This is a genomic window from Herbiconiux solani NBRC 106740 (genome assembly GCF_001571005.1).
Classification (GTDB): domain Bacteria; phylum Actinomycetota; class Actinomycetes; order Actinomycetales; family Microbacteriaceae; genus Herbiconiux; species Herbiconiux solani.
Genome location: NZ_BCST01000004.1, coordinates 113,351 through 130,688 on the forward strand (window position 1 = coordinate 113,351; position 17,338 = coordinate 130,688).

Consider the following 17,338-nt stretch of genomic DNA (forward strand, 5'->3'; position numbering starts at 1 on the left):
AGTATGGTGAGAGCGTCCGTGTTCACCCATTCCGACGGTCCGTGAGCGCGGGCCCGTGAAAGGAAACCCACCATGACCATCGTCATCACCGGAGCCACCGGCCACCTGGGCCGACTCACCGTCGACCACCTGCTCGCCCGCGGCATGCCCGCCTCCGACATCCTCGCCACCGGCCGCAACGCCGAGAAGCTCGCCGAGCTGGCCGATGCCGGCGTCCGCACCGCGGTCGTCGACTTCTCCGACCCGGCGACGCTCGACGCCGCCTTCACCGGCGCGGACGCGATCGCGTTCATCTCGAGCAGCGAGGTGGGCAGCCGCCAGCCGCAGCACGCGAACGTCGTCGCCGCGGCCGCTCGTGCCAAGGTCGGGCTGCTCGTCTACACGAGCGCGCCGAAGGCGACGGACACCGCGCTCATCCTCGCCCCCGACCACAAGTTCACCGAGGAGGCGATCGCCGAGGCCGGCATCCCGTCGGTGATCCTCCGCAACGGCTGGTACCACGAGAACTACGGCCAGTCGTTCGCGCAGGCCGCCGCGACGGGCCACTACGTCGCGAGCACCGGCGAGGGCCGGGTCGCCAGCGCCGCCCGCAGCGACTACGCCGAGGCGATCGCGGTCGCCCTCACCGAGGACGGCCACGCCGGTTCGGTCTACGAACTCTCCGGCGACACCGCCTGGGACGGCACGGAGTTCGCCGCCCTCGCCTCCGAGGTCGTCGGGCGCGAGATCGTCTTCGACTCCGTCTCGCCCGAGGAGCACCTCGCGATCCTCACCGCCGCGGGTCTGGACGAGGGCACCGCCGGGTTCGTCGTCGCGCTGGACGGCAACATCCGCGACGGCCTCCTCGGCGAGACCTCCGGTGACCTCGGACGGCTGATCGGCCACCCGACGCAGCCGCTGGTCGACTACTTCCGCAGCATCGCGGAGTAACCGACCGGCGCGGGGTGGAGCAGGCGACCGACGGCACGGCCCGCCGGTCGCCTGCCTAACCGCTTCGTCAGCGGAGCGCGCGGAGCTTCTCCAGCAGGGGCTCCGCCGCTTCGGCGAGGAAGCGGTCCTGCCCCTCGTCGCCCACCTGCACGAGGGCGATGTCGGTGAACCCGGCCTCGAGGTAGGGGCGGACGCTCTCGGCGATCTCGTCGAGGTCCGGCCCGCAGGCGATCGACTCGGCGACGTCCTCCGGGCGCACGAACTGGCTCGCCGCAGCGAATCCGGCCGGCGTCGGCAGATCGGCGTTCACCGACCAGCCGCCGCCGAACCAGCGGAACTGCGAGTGCGCCTTCTCGATCGCGGCCTCCTTCGACGACGGATCCCAGCAGATCGGGATCTGGCCGATCGAGCGGGAGGCCGCCCCCGAGCCGGAGTGCTCGGCCCAGCCCTTCACCAGGTCGCCGTCCGGCTCGACCGCGATCAGGTGGTCGCCGAGCGGGGCGAAGCGCTCGATCGACTTCTCGCCCGAGACGGCGAGGCCGATGGGGACGCCGCCGTCCGGCAGGTCCCAGATCCGCGCACTGTCGACGCGGAAGTAGTCGCCCTCCCAGGTGACCAGGTCGCCCTCGTGAAGGGCGCGGATGATCGTGACGGCCTCCTCGAGCATGTCCTGCCGGGCGGCGACGGCGGGCCAGCCCTCGCCTACGACGTGCTCGTTGAGGTTCTCGCCGGAGCCGAGCCCCAGGATGAACCGGCCGTCCGAGAGCAGCTGCAAGGTCGCCGCCTTCTGGGCGATCACGGCCGGGTGGTAGCGCACGGTCGGGCAGGTCACGTAGGTGGCCAGCTCGACCCGCGAGGTGGCCTGGGCGACCGCGCCGAGCACGGTCCAGGCGTAGGGCGCGTGCCCCTGCTCGGTGAGCCAGGGCGAGTAGTGGTCGCTCGAGACCTCGAAGTCGAAGCCGGCATCCTCGGCGGCCACCGCGTACCGCACCAGGTCCTTGGGGCCGCTCTGCTCGGTCATCAGGGTGTAGCCGAAGCGGGTCATCCGCATCTCCCGTCGTCAGGGCGGCCGCTCTCGTACGACCGCATCCCTCTCGACCGTGGCACTCCCCGGCGGATGCCGCATGGGGTAGCCGTGCCGGAAGTGGGGGTCAGACCAGCGTCGGCTCCCGCACCAGCTCGGCGTCGGCGCGCAGCACCGCCGGCCCGAGCCGGAGGACCCCGTCGGTCAGCGGTTCGCACCGGATGCCGCCCCGGCCGCGCAGGGCCTTGTGCGCACCGGGGGCCAGCACCACGTTCATCCAGGCGCACGGATTCGCGGGCCGATGCCCCTGGAAGACGACCGGCCCGTCCCCCGAATCGAGACTGAACCGCTGCCCGGCCAGAGCGTCGACGTCGACCCCGCGCAGCACGATGTTGCGGCGGGCGGCGACCGGGTCGAACGGATGCGCGACGCCGAGCAAGGTGGCGACATCCTCCAGCGACTCCGCCGCCATGACGGTCACCGCCGCGGTGCGGTGAGCGAGGTGACCGTAGAAGCGGTCGCCGACGATCCCGCGGCCGGCACGGACCTCGATGCGCTGACGGGACTCCTCCTCGCCGGCCACCACGGGCAGCGGGCCGTCCGCCGGCCGGCCCTCGTAGCGGTGCCGCGACGACACGACGAGGTGCTCGATCCGCACCTCGTACACCCGCTCCATCCCCCCACGCTAGCCGACCCCGCGGGCCTCCCCGGCGTCAGCGCTGGTGGTCGGACTCGGCGTGCCGGATCGCGCGGTCGGCCTCCGTCGCCTCGAGGTCGAGATCGGCTTCGAGGTAGTCGAGCGAATGCGGCAGCCGCACGGTGACGGCCGAATAGGTCTCGAGCTGCAGCTCGCCGTTGGCCTCCGTGAGCCCGAGCACGTGGCCGCCGATCTGCCCGGTGACATCGACGAAGTGGAAGTGCGCGCCCGCCACGGTGACGCCCTGGAACACGGTCGGCGCGACGAAGCCGAGGAGCGTGCCGGCCACGTCCTCCACGACGACCTCGCGCTGATCGTGCACCGCCTCGGCCAGCGGCAGGTACGGCTTCGACTGCCGCTTCGCCTCGCGGAGCGACACACTGCCCAGATGGCAGTCGAAGCGCACCGCGTGGAACAGGTTCGCGCTCGGCACCCGGCCCCGCACCTCGTCCAGGAGCGTCTCGAGATCGGGCACGGCCTCCAAGAGCGCCGTGCTCTCGGGCTCGAAGTCGACCACCTCGGCGAAGGCCAGCTCGGCGTCCGGCGGCAGGAGCGTCATGCTGCCGTCGCCGTGGAAGAGCCGGAAGTCGTCACCGAGCACCACGAGCTCGCCGTCCATGTGGTCGCCGCAGCCGAGCCCGAGCGTGCCCCGCTTCCGGATGGCGGAGACCGGGAACACCCCGTCGAACAGACCGGCGAGCAGGGCGTCGACCAGGGAGAACTGCTCGATGGCCTTCTCGGCCCGCATTCGACGTCGCATGTGCTGCATTCTCGCGCATCCTTCAGCAGAACACACCAGAGTAGAAGGATGGCCTCCCGACTCGACCGCAACATCGACCGCGTGCTGAGCGTTCAGCGCCCGGTCGTCCTCGCTCATCTGCGGGGCATCCGCCGGCTGCACCCGAACGCCTCGCCCGAGCAGCTGCTCGTCATCCTCGAGCGTCGCTACGTCGCCGCCGTCACGACCGGCGGCGCGGCGGTCGGGGCGAGCGCCATGCTGCCATTCGTGGGCACCGGGATCTCGCTCGGACTGAGCGCGGTCGAGACCGCCGGGTTCCTCGAGACGACGGCCCTGTTCGCCCAGTCGGTCACCGAGGTGCACGGCATCGCCGTCACCGATCCGGATCGCGCGCGGGCGCTGGTCATGACGATGCTGATGGGCAAGGCCGGGAGCGACCTGCTGCGTCAGATCGCCGGCCAGGCCACGGGCGGGGCCACCCGCAACGCCTACTGGGGCCAGGTCGTCACCTCGAGCCTGCCGGGATTCGTCGTGGGGCCGGTCGCCGACCAGCTGAAGAAGTCGTTCCTCCGGCACTTCGCGGTGGGCCAGGGTGCGAGCGCCGTGGGCCGGGCGATCCCCTTCGGCATCGGCGCCGCGATCGGCGGGGTCGGCAACCTCGTGCTCGGGCGCACCGTCATCCAGAGTGCCCGGAGCGCCTTCGGTCCGGCGCCGTTCAGTTACCCCGAGGATCTCGCGATCACCGTGAAGCCCTCGACGTCGAAGGCGCCGAAGCTCACGGAGGGGTCTCGCGGGACCCGCGGGACGAAGGAGAAGACCCCGAAGGTCAAGACGGTCCGGCTGTCGAGGCGGTCACGAGCCGCCCTGGGTCCTGGCGGGATCGTCGAGGCGCCGGGTCCACGCGGGCAGGATACGGCAGAGGTTCCTGACATCCGCATCTGAATCCCGCCGATTCACAGCGGAGTGGTAGCCTGGAAGCACCGCGGGGTATGTGCCCGGCGGAGCCGGCCGGGGCATCCGGCCCGTTCCTGGAGGGGGCAGCCGTGAGACGACGCATCGTCAGCGCCTCCGCCGTCCTCGTCGGAGCTTTCTTCGCGATCCTCGGTCTCGGGGTGTCCGCCGCATCGGCCGCGACCGCCGACGGGGCGGATGCACAGCCCACGCTGGCCGAGACCGGCTACGACTTCACCCCGATGCTGGTCACCGCCGCCGTGGTGCTCGTGATCGCGGGAGTCACCGTGATCCTGGCGAAGTACGCGCTCGCCCGCTCCAGCCACAGCTGAGCACCAGCCCCTGACGCCGGCCTCGCGCGTCTGTGTTGCCCTGCGCAGCCTCGCGCGTCTGCGCTGCGCTGCGCACCGGCCCGTCAGACCAGGTCGACCTGCTCGTCGTGGGCCTCGCGCGCGGCCCGTCGCTCCCAGTCGGTGAGCAACTGGTCGATCGCCGCGTGGAAGCGCCGGGTCGCCGCGCCCGGGCGCGTGTCGCCGAAGTGGTAGGTCACCCAGCGGCCGAGCCGCACCGCGGCCGCCGAATCCTCGGAAAGCCCGGCCAGCCGGCGGCGGAGCGCCGGTGCCTCGTCAGCGGTCAGCCATTCGCAGTCCGAGAGGTAGCCCGCGGTGTCGACCACCGCATCCGGGGCCACCGGCCGGGTGACCAGGAGCGGCTTGCCCGTCGCCAGCCGGTCGTAGACCATGGCCGAGACGTCGACGATCGCGACATCGGCCGCGACGAGCTGCCAGCCGAGCTCGGGAGCCGTGTCGTGCACGTGGCGTGCCGCCGGGTCGGCGCGGTTGGCGGCGGCGATCGCCTCGGCGATCTCGCGGTCGGCGGCAGCATAGTCGCGGTCGCGCGTTCCGGTGCGCGGATGCGGCCGGTAGATCACCCGGTGCTCGGGCGAGGCGAGCAGGTCGCGGATGAGGGCGGTGCCGTGGCTCGCGACCGAGCCGTAGGCGGTCGCGGGCCCGTCGCCCTCCCAGGTGGGTGCGTACAGCACGACCGTGCGGCCGTCGGGCTCGAAGGGGGCACGGCCCGCGGGGTGGTCGGCCTGGGGTCGCCCGATGCGGATGGCGCGCTGCCCCGCGTCGTAGCCCCAGAGCACGCGGCCGAGCCGGTCGACGGCTGCGTCGCCTGCGACGAGGCTCACGTCGTACGCTCGGATCTGGTTGGGCGTGCGGTCGCTCTCGCCGTGGTCGATGAGCACGTGCCAGCGGCGCCCGTGCCCCATCAGCTCGAAGGTCAGAGGGTGGTGGTCGACGTGCAGCACGATGCGGAGCGGCTGCACGGCGAGCAGCGCGTCGACGTCGGCGGGGGCGGGCACGAAGGCGACCGGGACGGGCGACTCCTCGATCAGGGCGAGGGCCGAGGCCGGGTCGCGGACGAGCAGCAGCACCGGATGGGTCTTCGCGAGCTCGGCGAGCGGCCCGTACCAGCGCCGCAGCTGGTAGAGGTTGAGCGGTCCGTCGGCGTAGTGCACGCCGATCTCGAACCGGCCGGCCGCGAGTGGCGCCCTAGCCTCGAGGGCCCGGTCGAGTCGGGCGCGGATCGAGCGGTCCCGGAGGTGCGTCCGAAGCGCTCCCCACGACCACGACAACCCGCTGAGCACGCCCACCGCTCCAGGCTAACCAGCCGGATCGGGCGCCCTCGGCCGTTCGTGCTCCCCGGCCCTGTTCTTTAGGCAATCGTGACCTTGGACCTCCGCGACCGCACGCCGGGAACGGCGAAGGCCGGTGACCTCCCGGAGGGGGTCACCGGCCTTCGTGGCGCGGAACGCAGGTCGTGGGGACGACCGGATCAGCCGGCGAGCTGACCCAGGGTCACGTCCACCGTCTTCGAGCTGCCGCCACGAGTGTAGGTCAGCTTGGCGTCGCCGCCCGCGGGCTGCGTGCGGACGAGCGCGGTCAGGTCGATCGAGTCGGTCACCGGCAGGCCGTTGAACTCGGTCACGACGTCGCCGGCCTGGAGCCCGGCCTTCTCGGCCGGTCCTCCGGATGAGACGGACTGGATGACCGCACCGGCGGTCGTGCTGCCCTGGGCCGAGGCGGCGTCGCCGACCGTGGCTCCGAGGAGGCCGTGGGTGGCAGAGCCGTTCTTGATGATCTCGTCCGTGACGCGCTTCACCAGGTTCGCCGGGATGGAGAAGCCCACACCGATGTTGCCGGACTGCGAGTCGCTCGAGGAGGCGCCAGCGCTCGCGATGGCGACGTTGATGCCGATCAGCTTGCCCTCGGAGTCCAGGAGCGCGCCACCGGAGTTGCCGGGGTTGATCGCCGCGTCGGTCTGGATGACCGAGAGCGAGATCGACGACTTCTGGGTGGGCTGCTGCTGCTGGGGCTGGCCCTGACCGCCCTGACCCGGGATGTCGAAGTTCCAGAAGTCGTACGGACCCTGGTTGCCGTTCCCGTTGCCGTCGTCCGGCGCCGGGTTGGTCTCGGTGTCGTCGGGAGCGGCCGAGGAGGCCACCGTGATGCTGCGGTTCAGCGCGCTCACGATGCCGTTGGTCACGGTTCCGGAGAGGCCGAGCGGAGCACCGATCGCGATCGCGACGTCACCGACGTTGAGGTTCGACGAGTCGCCGAACTCGATCGGGGTCATGCCGGAGGCATCCGTCAGCTTGATCACGGCGAGGTCGGCGACCGGGTCGGTGCCGACGACGGTGGCCTTGTAGATCTTGCCGTCGTTGGTCTGCACCTGGATGTCGGGGCTCGCGGTCGCGCCGTCGAGCGTCACCACGTGGGTGTTGGTCACGATGTAGCCGTCCGAGGTGAGGACGACGCCGGATCCGGTGCCCGCGGCCTGGTTGCTCGAGACCGAGATCGTGACCACCGAGGGCGAGGCCTTCGCGGCGACCGCGGTGATCAGGTTGGCGTCATCCGGGTTGTTGACCGTGATGCTGGTCGGGCTGGACGCGCTGGTGGAGGAGTTGCCGCCGTTCTGGTTGACGGCCCAGGCGGTGACCCCTGCACCGGACGCGCCACCGATCAGGGCGCCGATGGCGAGGGCCGCGATCAGGGCGACTCCCCCGCGGCGCTTCCGCGGCTGCTTGGGGGCGCGGTTCTGGTCGGCGTAGGCGCCCGAGGCGGCGTACATGGCCGAGTTGAACGCGGGGTCGGGCACGGCGCCGTAGGGCGGGGTGCCGGCCGGAGGCGTTCCGAAGGAGCCGTTGCCGTAGTTCGCGGTCGGGGCGTTCTGGCCGACGTGCTGCTGGCCCGCGTGCTGCGGCTGCTGGGGCTGGCCGGCGTGCTGCTGCGCGTGCTGGGGCTGCTGCGGCTGGCCGGAGTGCTGCTGGGGCTGCTGCGGCTGCTGGCCGTAGGGCTGGGGGTAGGAGGCCTGCTGGCCGTAGGGCTGACCGTACGGCTGGGTCGGCGCGGTGTGCGCGGGCTGCATCGGCGCGGCGGGCGTCGCCGGCGCGGTGTGCGCGGGCTGGGCCGGAGCCTGGTAGCCACCGGCCGGAAGCGGTGTGGTGGGCTGCGTGGCCGGCGACTGCGCCGGCGCGGCGACCGGCGGCACGGCCGCGGTCTCGCCCTGGTGGGGGTAGGCGGGGGTCTCCGCGGCGGGCGCGGGGGTGACGGCCTCGGCGGGGGTCGACTCCGAGGACTGGGCGTCGTGCTGCGGGCCCGCGGTGCCGGCCGGGATGCCGTCGTGGTTCTCGGTGTTGTCTGACATGTGGTGCTCCTTCCAAGCACTCGCTAGCATCCTCACCCAAGCTGAGGGTTCTCTATGGACGGGCTGTGCGGCGACTGCCGTCTGGATAAGACTCCGCCAAGTGAGCCGGGATCGGCGGCTCTCCGCGGTCGCGCTAGGTTGGACGGACGGCGGAAGACGGAGTGCGAATGACGATCGACGGATCCTGGCAGCGGGCGGCACGGGGAGCCGGACTCCTCTCCCCGGACGGACGGATCGCCTCGACGATCTTCGCCGAGATGAGCGGGCTGGCGCAGGCCACCGGAGCCATCAACCTGGGTCAGGGCTTCCCCGACGAGGACGGCCCCGCCGAGGTGCTCGAGGCCGCGCGGAAAGCGATCGCCGACGGGGTCAACCAGTACCCGCCGGGAACCGGGATGCCGGTGCTCCGCGCCGCCATCGCCTCCCACCAGCGCCGCTTCTACGGGCTGACCGTCGACCCCGACCGGGAGGTGCTCGTCACCGCGGGCGCGACCGAGGCGCTCGCCGCGACCATCCTGGCCCTCGTCGACGACGGTGACGAGGTCGTCACCTTCGAGCCGTTCTACGACGCCTACGGGGGCCTGATCTCGCTGGCCCGCGGCATCCACCGCACGGTCCCCCTCCGGCGGCCCGGCTTCCAGCCCGATCTCGACGAGCTGCGTGCCACGGTGACCGACCGCACCCGGATCATCCTGGTCAACAACCCGCACAACCCGACCGGGTCGGTGCTGTCGCGGGAGACGCTCGAGGTGATCGTCGAGCTGGCGCACCGCCACGACGCGATCATCGTGACCGACGAGGTCTACGAGCACCTGACCTTCGGGGTCACCCATGTGCCCGTGGCGACCCTCCCGGGGGCCCGCGAGCGGACCGTCACGATCTCCTCGGCCGGCAAGACCTTCAGCACCACGGGGTGGAAGATCGGCTGGCTGATCTCGACGCCGGAGCTGGTGACCGCGATCCTGGCGGTCAAGCAGTTCCTCACCTTCGTGAACGGGGCGCCCTTCCAGCCGGCCGTGGCGGTGGGTCTCGAGCTGCCGGAGTCGTTCTTCCGGGGTATCGCCGAGACGCTGCAGGCCAAGCGCGACCTGCTCACCCGGGGACTGGTCGCGGCCGGGTTCGACGTGAGCTCGCCGCAGGCCACCTACTTCGTCGTCGCCGACGCGGCGCCGCTCGGCTACACGGATGCGGCGACGCTGTGCCGCGAACTGCCCGCGCTCGCCGGGGTGGTCGGCGTGCCGATCAGCGCGTTCTGCCACGAGGAACTCGGGGCCGAGTACGCGAGTCTCGTGCGGTTCGCGTTCTGCAAGAAGACCGACGTGCTCGAGCGCGCCTCGGCGCAGCTCGCGCGGCTCGGGCGCTGATCAAGCCCCGGCGTCGTCCTGCTCGGGCCGCGGCACCGTCGTGTACCGGCGCAGCGCCAGAGCCGGGTTCACCCGCCTGACCTCGTCGATCCGCCGCGGGTCGATCCACGCGACCGCGACGTCCTCCCGCTCGCCGAGCGAGGCGATCGTGACCCCCATCGGGTCGACGATGAGACTCGCCCCGACGCCGACGGGCGGCGTCTGGTCGGCGGCGGCCATGTAGATCGTGTTCTCCAGGGCCCGGGCGGTGACGAGGCTCCGCCAGTGGTGCTCCTTGAGCGGCCCGCGCACCCATTCGGCCGGGACCGCGACGAGGTCGGCGCCCGCATCCACCAGCCGGCGCGAGACCTCGGGGAAGCGGATGTCGTAACAGGTCTGCATCCCGATCGTCACGCCTTCGATCGAGAAGGTCTCGGGCGCGGTCAGCGCTCCCGCTTCGACCCAGTCGCTCTCGCGGCTGCCGAAGGCGTCGTAGAGGTGCTGCTTGCTGTAGGTCGCGACCAGCCCCTCACCCGGCGAGACCGCGACGAGTACGTTCGCGAACCGGCCCGGGGTCGATGCCTCGGCGACGAGCCCGGCGATCAGGTGCACGTCGAGCTCGGTCGAGAGCGCGGCGAGGATCGTGACGAAGGGGCCGTCGAGCGCTTCGGCGTTCTCGACCAGGAGCTCGCCGAGCGGATCGACGAAGTACGAGGAGTACTCGGGGAAGACGACCAGCCGGGCGCCGCGCGCGACGGCGAAGCGGGCGAGGCGGGCGATCGTCTCGAGGTTCCCGGCCTTGTCGGGCCCGGGTGCGAACTGGGCCACGGCGACGCCGAAGCCCAGGCCGCCGGGAGCTGCGACGTCGTAGTGGCGGGGGGCGGCGACGTCGGAGCCGCGGGGCACGCGTTGGCCGGTCATGACAGCCTCGCCATCGCCTTGACGGCCCGGCGTTCGTCCATCGCCGCGTAGCCCTCCGGCAGATCCTCGAACGCGACCTCGAGGTCGAAGACGAGGCCCGGCTCGATCACCCCGTCGAGCACCTCGGTGAGGAGTTCGGGCATCACCGCGCGCACCGGGGCGATTCCGCCGCCGAGGCCGACGTTGTTGCCGAAGGCGATGTTGAGCGGGAACTCGACGCCGTGCGGCATCCCGACGAACCCGACCCGCGAGCCCGGGCGCGCGATGGCGAAGGCGGTGGTGAACGACTCGGCGGTGCCGACGCACTCGAGCGTCGCATCCGCCCCGATCCCATCGGTGAGCTCGAGCACGGCCTCGACCGCGTCGGCGCCGCGCACCGCGACCAGGTCGGTGGCGCCGAACCGGGTCGCCAGGGCCTGCCGCTCGGGGTTGCGGCTGAGCGCGATGATCCGCTCGGCGCCCAGGCGCTTCGCCGCGAGCACACCGCTCAGGCCAACGGCGCCGTCGCCGACGACCGCGACGGTGGAGCCGGGCACGACGGCGGCGCCGCGGGCGGCATGGAAGCCGGTGCCGTAGACGTCGGTGAGAGCGAGCAGATGCGGGATGAGGGCGTCGTCGGGCCGGCCGCCCGGCACGACCACGAGGGTGCCGTCGGCCAGCGGCACGCGCACGAACTCGCCCTGCCCGCCGTCCACGCCCTTTGAGCCCCAGAAGCCGCCATGCACGCACGAGGTGGTGATGCCGGCGACGCAGTGCACGCAGGTGTTGTCGCTGTACTTGAAGGGCGCCACCACGAAGTCGCCGACGCGCACCTGCCCGACGTCGGTGCCGATGGCCTCGACCACGCCGATGAACTCGTGGCCGATGCGGGAGCCGGCCGCCTTCGGGGTCTCGCCGCGGTAGTACCAGAGGTCGCTGCCGCAGACGCAGGTCGCGACCACGCGGACGATGGCGTCCGTGGCGGCGACGATCTCGGGATCCGGAACCTCTTCGACGGCCACCGAGTAGGCGTCGTTGAACACGAGTGCGCGCATTTTCCGACTCTACCGGGATCCCGGGGTGGGGTCGGCGGTGGGCGGGTCGGCGGGTGGGGCGGGTCCTGGGGGTCTGCCCGGTCGGCGGGTCGGCCGGTCAGGCGGGCAGGCGCTGGAGCACGAGCTCGGCGTAGCCCGGGATCAGGGTGCCCCGCTGGGCGCGCCGGCGGGTGAGGGCGAGCGGCGCGGTCTCGGCCGCATCCAGGACCGCCCCGACGGTCAGCCGGATCTGGGCCATGGCGAGCGGCGCCCCGAGACAGAAGTGCGCACCCGCCCCGAACCAGAGCTGGCGGAGGGATGCGGCGGGGTTGGCCACCGGGTCGAAGCCGCCCGCGCGACGATCGGCGAGGAAGGTCGCGAGCACCAGCCGGTCGCCTGGGTGCACCGCGACTCCCCCGATCTCGGCGGACGCGGCGACGCTCCGGAGCATGACCGGCGACGGGGTGGTCACCCGGAGTCCCTCGGCGATCGCCTGGTCGAGCAGCGAGCGGTCGCGGGCGAGCACGTCGAGCCACCCGGTGTCGGCGAGCACGGCGACCAGGCGGGGCAGGTACGAGACGAGCGTCTCGGTGCCGGTGAGCACGAAGGCGCCGACCGCGCCGAGGGCCTCCTCCTCGCTGAGGCCGAGGCGGCGCATTCGGGCGGGGACGGTCTCGGGGTCGGTGGGGGCGGCGACGCGGTCGGATGGTGCGGTAGCCGAATCGGCTGCGGCCTGCGCGGCCTCGGGGTCCGCATCCTCGCCACCCGCGGCGTAGGCCGAGCGGGCGTGGTCGGTCAGCTCGGCCAGCACCGCGCGCGCCCGCCGCACCTGCGACGGCGTGAAGCGGGGCCGGGCGAGAGACACGAACCCGGTGACCGACGAGATCCGGGCGAAGAGCTCCTCGCCCACGACGTCGCGGTCCAAGCCCACCAGGCGGCTGATCACCTGGCCCGCGTACTCGCGCACCTCGGTGACGAGATCCACCGGTTCACCGCGCGTCAAGCGCCGGGTCAGGGTCTCGGCCCGGCGCCCGATCGTCTGCTCGGTGAGTGCCTCGACGAACGCGGGCGCGAACAATGGCGCGAGCCGGCGGCGCAGGGCGTGGTGGTCGGCGCCCTCCATGTTGAGCAGCACCGACGGGCCGAGCACGGGCGTCCAGAGGTCGGCGGGCGAGCCGGGCCCGGTCTTGGTGAAGCGCTCGGTGTCGAGGAGGATGCTCCGGAGCAGCCCCGCCTCGGTCACGATCACGCCCACTCCCGGCACCCGCACGACATCGCGACGGATGGCGCTCAGGGCGGGATAGGCGAGCGGATGCGCGGTGCGCTGCACGCGCTCCTCCCAGCGTCGTTCGCCGCCCGGCGTGAGCGCCCGGCCGCCGTGGCGCTGGACGTCCGCGGTCATCGCCGACCCACCGCCGTCACAGCCGCACCGTTCGCCGTCACAGCCGCACCACCATCACGCCGAGCGAGATGCCGCCGGCCAAGCCGACCAGCGCGACGAGGCTGCCGTCGTGCACGAGTCCGCGTTCGCGCGCGAGCTCGAGCTGCAGCGGGAGCGAGACCGAGGCGAGGTTGCCGTGCTCCGCGACGGTGAGCACCGTGCGGGCGGGGTCGACGCCGATCGCCTCGACGATGCTGTGGTGATAGGGCGCGGCGACCTGATGGATGGCGACGAAGTCGAGGTCGGCCGGGTCGATCCCCAGCTCGGCCAGCGTCTCGCCGACGAGGCCGACGCCGACCTCGAGGAAGGCCCGCTGGAGTGCCGCGCCGTCCATGTCGAAGTAGCTGCCGCCCTCGGCGTGGGGGTTGATCGAGCCGCCGGTCGGGAGGGTGCCGACGGCCCAGTGCTCGGAGCGGGCGGCGAAACGGCTGCCGAGGATGCCGCGGGGCTGCTGCTGCTCGTGGGCGGCGGCGCCGCGGGCCGCTTCCTCGTCCGCCCGGGCCGCCGCCCCGGTCGCCTCGACGATCACGGCCGCGCCGGCGTCGCTCATCGTGTAGCCGGCGAACGAGCGGAGGAACTGGTCCTGGCCGTCGAGCGTCCAGCGCACGGCGTGCGAGGGCTGCTCGCCGCTGACGACCAGCACCCGGCGGTGCTGTCCGGCTCCGATCAGGGCGTCCGCGACCTGAAGCGCGTTGATCACGCTGTTGCAGGCGTTCTTGATGTCCATCACCGGGCAGTCCAGGCCCAGCTTGGCCGAGACGATGTGGCTCGTCGCCGGTTCGATCAGGTCCTGGCTGGCCGAGGCGAACAGGAGCAGGTCGATCGGTCCGGGCGACTGCTCGAGTGCCCGCTGGGCGGCGGCCACAGCGAGGTCGGAGGTCTGCCACCCGTCGGGGCGGAGGTGCACCTGCTCGACACCCGTGATCCGCCGGATGAGCCCGGTCGCCAGCGGCAGCCCGGGGTTGCCGTCGCGGAGCCGCCGTTCGGTCTCGCCGCTCGACCGTGTCTCGGGCGGCAGGAAGGTCGCGACGGCGGCCAGCCGGGCGTGCGGCGTCGCGGCCGTGCGGGTCGGCGCGCTCACCGGGGTCGGCGCGCTCACAGGGGTCGGCGCGCTCATCGGGGGCCGTCCGCATCCGTCGCCGTCAGCCACGCCACGAGCCGGTCGACTCCCTCATCCACCGTTACACAGGGCGGGCCGAAGATCTCCCGGGCGCGGGGATCGTCGAAGGTGGTGGAGAAGGCGTACACGATGACCGAGTATCTCGTGATCGGCGGCTCCCCCGCTCGCCGGGACACCCGCCAGAGCGTCTCGACGGCGCTCGCCGCGACCAGGGCGGCGCGGCGGGAGACGCTGCGGCGGGGGGCGGGAAGCCCGAGCCGGTCGATGATGCCGAGCACGGTGGCCTGCAGGTCGACGGGTTCGCCGTTGGTCAGGGTGAGGGTGGCTCCCGTCACCGCGGGCGACCGGAGCGCCGTGACGAGCTGGTCGACGAGCGTGTCGATGTAGAGCAGGTCGCCGAGCACCGGCCGGCCCCCGGGCACGCGGATGCGCGGCAGCCGCCCGCTTTCGGCCGCGGCCACCAGGCGTGGCACGAGGGTGGTGTCGCCGGGGCCGAAGACCGCGCGCGGGCGGAGCACGGTCCACTCGCCGGGGTAGGCGCGCACCAGCTCTTCGGCCCCGGCCTTGGTCTCGGCATAACGGCTGACGAACGGCGGCCGCGCCGCTGCGTCGCCCGGTGCCCCGACCTGATCCCTCGCCCGGGTGACGACGGATGCAGTCGACACGAACACCACCCGCGGATACGCCCCCGCGCCTCCCGCGCCCTGGCCCTCGCCCTCGGTGTACCGGCGATCGGTGCCGTGCTGCTCCGCGAGGCGCTCGGCGTAGTCGAGCACCGTGCGGGTGATGCCCACGTTGTCGCGCTCGAATTCGCTGCGGCTCCCCCAGGGCGAGCTCCGCGCGGCCGCGTGCACGATCACGTCCGGCACGAATGGCCTCAGGGCGAGGAGGTCGGCCACCGCGGTGGAGGCCGCGAGATCGACGTGACGGTAGTCAGCGCGAGGGGACGGGGAGCGGCCGATGCCGATCGCCTCGTACGCCGCCTCGGCCGAGAGCCGCTCGAGCAGGGCACCTCCGACGAATCCCGATGCCCCCGTCACCAGCACGCGTAGCGGCCGCCTGGCACGATCGCCCTCAGCCCCGGAGGCGTCAGGATCCGCGCTTCCTCGCTCGGCCCCGGAGTGGGCCGGATTTGCGCGCCCGCCCCCAGCGGGAGGATCGTCGGGAAGGAATCGCGGGGCATCGCCGGGTTCCGGGGCCGTCACGGGGTCACCTCTCGGAGGATGCGGCGGCGCTTGTGGGCGGGGTCTTCCGGCTCCCAGGGCGCGTGGACGACGGCCGCGTGGCAGCCGTAGGCCGAGAAGAGCGACTCTAGGGCCGCGGTCACCGCCTTCGGCGCACCCGGCGCGGGCTCCTCGAGCCGCACGTGCACGTCGAGGCCGCGCTGCCGGATCCGCCAGTCCGCGTACCCGGCCGAGCCGACGGCCATGGCGCGCCGCGCCGCATCCGGGAACACCTCGACCATCGCCCGCCCGTCGATGCTCGGCAGCCGCAGCACCGAATCCTCCCGGCCGTCGACACCCGCGAGCACCGTCGTCACCCGCCCGCAGGCGCAGCGCTCGGGTGCGGCCGGATCCACCCGAAGCACGTCGTCGAGCCGGTACCGCACGACGAGCTGCGTGCTCCGCTCGAAGTCGGTGACGATCGGCACGAAGCGGGTCCCGTCGTCACCCTGCCACTCCCGTTCGAACCGCACCGTCTCCTCGTTGAGGTGGAGCGCCCCATGACCGCAGCTGAGCGCGAGCAGCCCCTCGGTCGCCTGGTAGACCTGACGCGGCGGCCGGCCCCAGGCCAGCTCCACCCGGCTCGCGGTGTCCGGCTCCAGCACTTCGGCGACCGAGATCACGAGCCGGGGGCGGATGCGCAGCTCCCCTGCGTCGGCGCGACGGGCCAGCGCGTCGAGCACCGAGGCCGGCGCCACGAGCACATCGGGCCCCCGCCCCGCGTCGGCCGCCGCCCGGAGCTCTGCCAGGTGGGCGTCGAACGACTCCGTCAGGTCGAAAAAAGTGAAGCGCACCCGCGAGCTCGCGACGGATTCGTACAGGCCGCCACCCGCGCGGAGGAAGAACGCGATCCGCAACGGCGGCCGCCACGGCAGCAGTAGCCGGCGCACCGACCCCGCGTCGAGCAGGCGGCCGAGCACGGTGCCGGCCCACAGCATCCGTTCTCGCGGACTCACGAGGAAGACACCCCGGCGACCGGAGGTGCCGCTGGAGAGACCGACCGTGAGGTCGCCGCCCACCGTCGGGCTGAAATCGCGGCTCTGCTCGGCCTCGAGTGCCACGCCCAGGGCATCGGCCAGGCGGATGCCGCGGGTGTTCAGCCCGTCGAAGTGCTCGAGGTGCACGGTCTTGTCGACCACCGGCAGCCGCACCGGCCGCCGACCGGGGTTCGCATCGAGCAGAGCACGGTAGAACGGAGCCGCGACCAGCCGCCGCCTGAACCGCTGTACCCGCCGCTCCTGCCAGGCGTCGAACGCCGCCCGCGACCGGAACCGCCTCCCCCACCGCGCCATCCCGAACCGCACCAGCATCGCGCCGGTCAGTTGCGCTCGAGAGATCCGCTCCCTCATGACGTCGACCGGCAGGTCGTGAGCGGCGGCAGGGTGGGCGTGAGGGGCGGATGCGTCGTCGGCCGGCTCACGCTCACAGCCTACGCGGGCCGCGCCCGAGCACCGCTTGCCTTCTAGAATGGCGCCATGGCGGGAATCATCGGACACATCCTGCCCATCGCCATCGGCGTCGCCTTGAGCTCGGTTCCCATCGTCGTGATGGTGCTCATCCTCCTCTCGCCACGCGGCCGGTGGTCGAGCCTCACCTACCTGATCGGCGCCGCGATCGGGCTCGCCGGACTCACGACCCTCTTCAGCGCCGTGGCCTCGCTGCTGCCGCCGCCCCCGCCCTCGAACCAGAGCCCCCTGTTCGCGGCGATCGAGATCGTGATCGGCCTCGCCCTGCTGGTGCTCGCCGCCGTGCGCTGGACCCGCGGCCGCGCGCGCATTCGTGCCGCGCGTGCCGCCCACAGCGGGGTCCCCGCCGACCTCGACCCGGATGCCGCCCCCGCCTCCGCGACGGGCATGGTCGCGTGGCTGACCAAGGTGACGAGCCTCGGGCCCATCCCGTCGTTCGGGGTCGGCTTCATCCTGATGCTGCGACCGAAGAACCTGCTGCTCACCCTGGCCGCTGGCGTCGCGATCGGCGCCGGCAACGTGACGGTCGGCCTCGACGCCGTGGCCATAGCGATCTTCACCCTGCTCGGCATCTCGACGCTCGCCGCCCCGATCATCTTCTCGCTGGTCGACCCGGCCCGGATGAAGACCCCGCTCGAGCGCACCCGCGTCTGGATCGAGGGCAACAGCGCCACCGTCACGACCATCGTGCTGCTCGTGCTCGGCGTCGTCATCATCGGCAGCGGCATCACCCACCTCTGACCGAGCGGCGACAGCCCG

Annotated in this window: 16 protein-coding genes; 5 read left to right on the forward strand and 11 right to left on the reverse strand. The window is 72.7% G+C overall.

The features are described 5' to 3' along the window. Positions 1–72 precede the first annotated feature (72 nt). Positions 73–930: an NAD(P)H-binding protein gene (locus HSO01S_RS08245; protein WP_066040290.1), complete on the forward strand. Its 858-nt coding sequence runs from the start codon at positions 73–75 to the stop codon at positions 928–930. Positions 931–997: 67 nt separating this feature from the next. Here HSO01S_RS08245 and HSO01S_RS08250 read toward each other — a convergent pair whose 3' ends face one another. The 3 genes from HSO01S_RS08250 to HSO01S_RS08260 form a co-directional block, all read right to left on the reverse strand. Next, the gene (locus tag HSO01S_RS08250) at positions 998–1,975 is read right to left on the reverse strand and encodes an LLM class F420-dependent oxidoreductase (RefSeq protein WP_066040292.1); all 978 of its coding nucleotides are present in this window, start codon (positions 1,973–1,975) and stop codon (positions 998–1,000) included. 106 nt (positions 1,976–2,081) lie between these two features. After that, positions 2,082–2,630 (reverse strand): MOSC domain-containing protein, encoded by a 549-nt coding sequence (locus HSO01S_RS08255; RefSeq protein WP_066040294.1) that lies wholly within the window; start codon positions 2,628–2,630, stop codon positions 2,082–2,084. 37 nt (positions 2,631–2,667) lie between these two features. Continuing rightward, positions 2,668–3,411, reverse strand: a complete 744-nt coding sequence (locus HSO01S_RS08260) for an acetolactate decarboxylase (RefSeq protein ID WP_169799965.1) — start codon at positions 3,409–3,411, stop codon at positions 2,668–2,670. Between the two features lie 48 nt (positions 3,412–3,459). On the opposite strand from HSO01S_RS08260, the gene HSO01S_RS08265 reads away from it, so the two are divergent. Continuing rightward, on the forward strand, positions 3,460–4,332 hold the full coding sequence (locus HSO01S_RS08265) for a hypothetical protein (protein WP_245635938.1): 873 nt from the start codon (positions 3,460–3,462) through the stop codon (positions 4,330–4,332). 101 nt (positions 4,333–4,433) lie between these two features. After that, the gene (locus HSO01S_RS08270; RefSeq protein ID WP_157078968.1) at positions 4,434–4,673 is read left to right on the forward strand and encodes a hypothetical protein; all 240 of its coding nucleotides are present in this window, start codon (positions 4,434–4,436) and stop codon (positions 4,671–4,673) included. 83 nt (positions 4,674–4,756) lie between these two features. Here the strand turns inward: HSO01S_RS08270 and HSO01S_RS08275 are convergent, their stop codons facing one another. Together HSO01S_RS08275 and HSO01S_RS08280 are read right to left on the reverse strand one after the other, a co-directional pair. Continuing rightward, positions 4,757–5,998 (reverse strand): CDP-glycerol glycerophosphotransferase family protein, encoded by a 1,242-nt coding sequence (locus HSO01S_RS08275; protein ID WP_066040301.1) that lies wholly within the window; start codon positions 5,996–5,998, stop codon positions 4,757–4,759. A 182-nt stretch (positions 5,999–6,180) separates the two neighbouring features. After that, positions 6,181–8,052, reverse strand: a complete 1,872-nt coding sequence (locus HSO01S_RS08280; RefSeq protein ID WP_066040305.1) for a S1C family serine protease — start codon at positions 8,050–8,052, stop codon at positions 6,181–6,183. A gap of 167 nt (positions 8,053–8,219) precedes the next feature. Between HSO01S_RS08280 and HSO01S_RS08285 the strand changes: the two genes are divergently transcribed. Further along, positions 8,220–9,416 carry an aminotransferase class I/II-fold pyridoxal phosphate-dependent enzyme gene (locus HSO01S_RS08285; RefSeq protein ID WP_066040307.1) on the forward strand — a complete coding sequence of 399 codons (1,197 nt, stop codon included), beginning with the start codon at positions 8,220–8,222 and terminating at the stop codon, positions 9,414–9,416. Here HSO01S_RS08285 and HSO01S_RS08290 read toward each other — a convergent pair whose 3' ends face one another. The 6 genes from HSO01S_RS08290 to HSO01S_RS08315 all read right to left on the reverse strand — a co-directional run bounded on the left by HSO01S_RS08290 (position 9,417) and on the right by HSO01S_RS08315 (position 16,462). Next, a complete protein-coding gene (locus tag HSO01S_RS08290) occupies positions 9,417–10,316 on the reverse strand; it encodes a carbon-nitrogen hydrolase family protein (protein ID WP_084361471.1) in 900 nt (299 codons plus the stop codon). It lies immediately after the preceding gene. Continuing rightward, complete coding sequence (locus tag HSO01S_RS08295) at positions 10,313–11,350, reverse strand: zinc-dependent alcohol dehydrogenase family protein (protein WP_066040309.1); 1,038 nt, start codon at positions 11,348–11,350, stop codon at positions 10,313–10,315. The genes HSO01S_RS08290 and HSO01S_RS08295 overlap by 4 nt, the downstream gene beginning before the upstream one ends. Positions 11,351–11,447: 97 nt before the next feature. Further along, entirely contained in the window at positions 11,448–12,731 is a 1,284-nt protein-coding gene (locus tag HSO01S_RS08300) for a cytochrome P450 (RefSeq protein WP_066040311.1), read from the reverse strand. Between the two features lie 37 nt (positions 12,732–12,768). Next, on the reverse strand, positions 12,769–13,887 hold the full coding sequence (locus HSO01S_RS08305) for a 3-oxoacyl-ACP synthase III family protein (RefSeq protein ID WP_084361472.1): 1,119 nt from the start codon (positions 13,885–13,887) through the stop codon (positions 12,769–12,771). After that, a complete protein-coding gene (locus HSO01S_RS08310) occupies positions 13,884–14,930 on the reverse strand; it encodes an NAD-dependent epimerase/dehydratase family protein (RefSeq protein WP_218003786.1) in 1,047 nt (348 codons plus the stop codon). The genes HSO01S_RS08305 and HSO01S_RS08310 overlap by 4 nt, the downstream gene beginning before the upstream one ends. Before the next feature lie 161 nt (positions 14,931–15,091). Next, positions 15,092–16,462: a F390 synthetase-related protein gene (locus HSO01S_RS08315; RefSeq protein WP_218003787.1), complete on the reverse strand. Its 1,371-nt coding sequence runs from the start codon at positions 16,460–16,462 to the stop codon at positions 15,092–15,094. A gap of 126 nt (positions 16,463–16,588) precedes the next feature. Here HSO01S_RS08315 and HSO01S_RS08320 point away from each other — a divergent pair, with 126 nt between their 5' ends. Next, entirely contained in the window at positions 16,589–17,320 is a 732-nt protein-coding gene (locus tag HSO01S_RS08320; protein WP_066040318.1) for a GAP family protein, read from the forward strand. Positions 17,321–17,338 lie beyond the last annotated feature (18 nt).

What these genes read in the sequence shown, in the direction of transcription:
- HSO01S_RS08315 (WP_218003787.1), bottom strand. Translation starts at nt 16,462, where the DNA reads ATGAGGGAGCGGATCTCTCGAGCGCAACTGACCGGCGCGATGCTGGTG.
- HSO01S_RS08280 (WP_066040305.1), bottom strand. Translation starts at nt 8,052, where the DNA reads ATGTCAGACAACACCGAGAACCACGACGGCATCCCGGCCGGCACCGCG.
- HSO01S_RS08305 (WP_084361472.1), bottom strand. Translation starts at nt 13,887, where the DNA reads ATGAGCGCGCCGACCCCTGTGAGCGCGCCGACCCCGGTGAGCGCGCCG.
- HSO01S_RS08260 (WP_169799965.1), bottom strand. Translation starts at nt 3,411, where the DNA reads ATGCGACGTCGAATGCGGGCCGAGAAGGCCATCGAGCAGTTCTCCCTG.
- HSO01S_RS08320 (WP_066040318.1), top strand. Translation starts at nt 16,589, where the DNA reads ATGGCGGGAATCATCGGACACATCCTGCCCATCGCCATCGGCGTCGCC.
- HSO01S_RS08300 (WP_066040311.1), bottom strand. Translation starts at nt 12,731, where the DNA reads ATGACCGCGGACGTCCAGCGCCACGGCGGCCGGGCGCTCACGCCGGGC.
- HSO01S_RS08295 (WP_066040309.1), bottom strand. Translation starts at nt 11,350, where the DNA reads ATGCGCGCACTCGTGTTCAACGACGCCTACTCGGTGGCCGTCGAAGAG.
- HSO01S_RS08265 (WP_245635938.1), top strand. Translation starts at nt 3,460, where the DNA reads ATGGCCTCCCGACTCGACCGCAACATCGACCGCGTGCTGAGCGTTCAG.
- HSO01S_RS08285 (WP_066040307.1), top strand. Translation starts at nt 8,220, where the DNA reads ATGACGATCGACGGATCCTGGCAGCGGGCGGCACGGGGAGCCGGACTC.
- HSO01S_RS08245 (WP_066040290.1), top strand. Translation starts at nt 73, where the DNA reads ATGACCATCGTCATCACCGGAGCCACCGGCCACCTGGGCCGACTCACC.
- HSO01S_RS08250 (WP_066040292.1), bottom strand. Translation starts at nt 1,975, where the DNA reads ATGACCCGCTTCGGCTACACCCTGATGACCGAGCAGAGCGGCCCCAAG.
- HSO01S_RS08255 (WP_066040294.1), bottom strand. Translation starts at nt 2,630, where the DNA reads ATGGAGCGGGTGTACGAGGTGCGGATCGAGCACCTCGTCGTGTCGTCG.
- HSO01S_RS08290 (WP_084361471.1), bottom strand. Translation starts at nt 10,316, where the DNA reads ATGACCGGCCAACGCGTGCCCCGCGGCTCCGACGTCGCCGCCCCCCGC.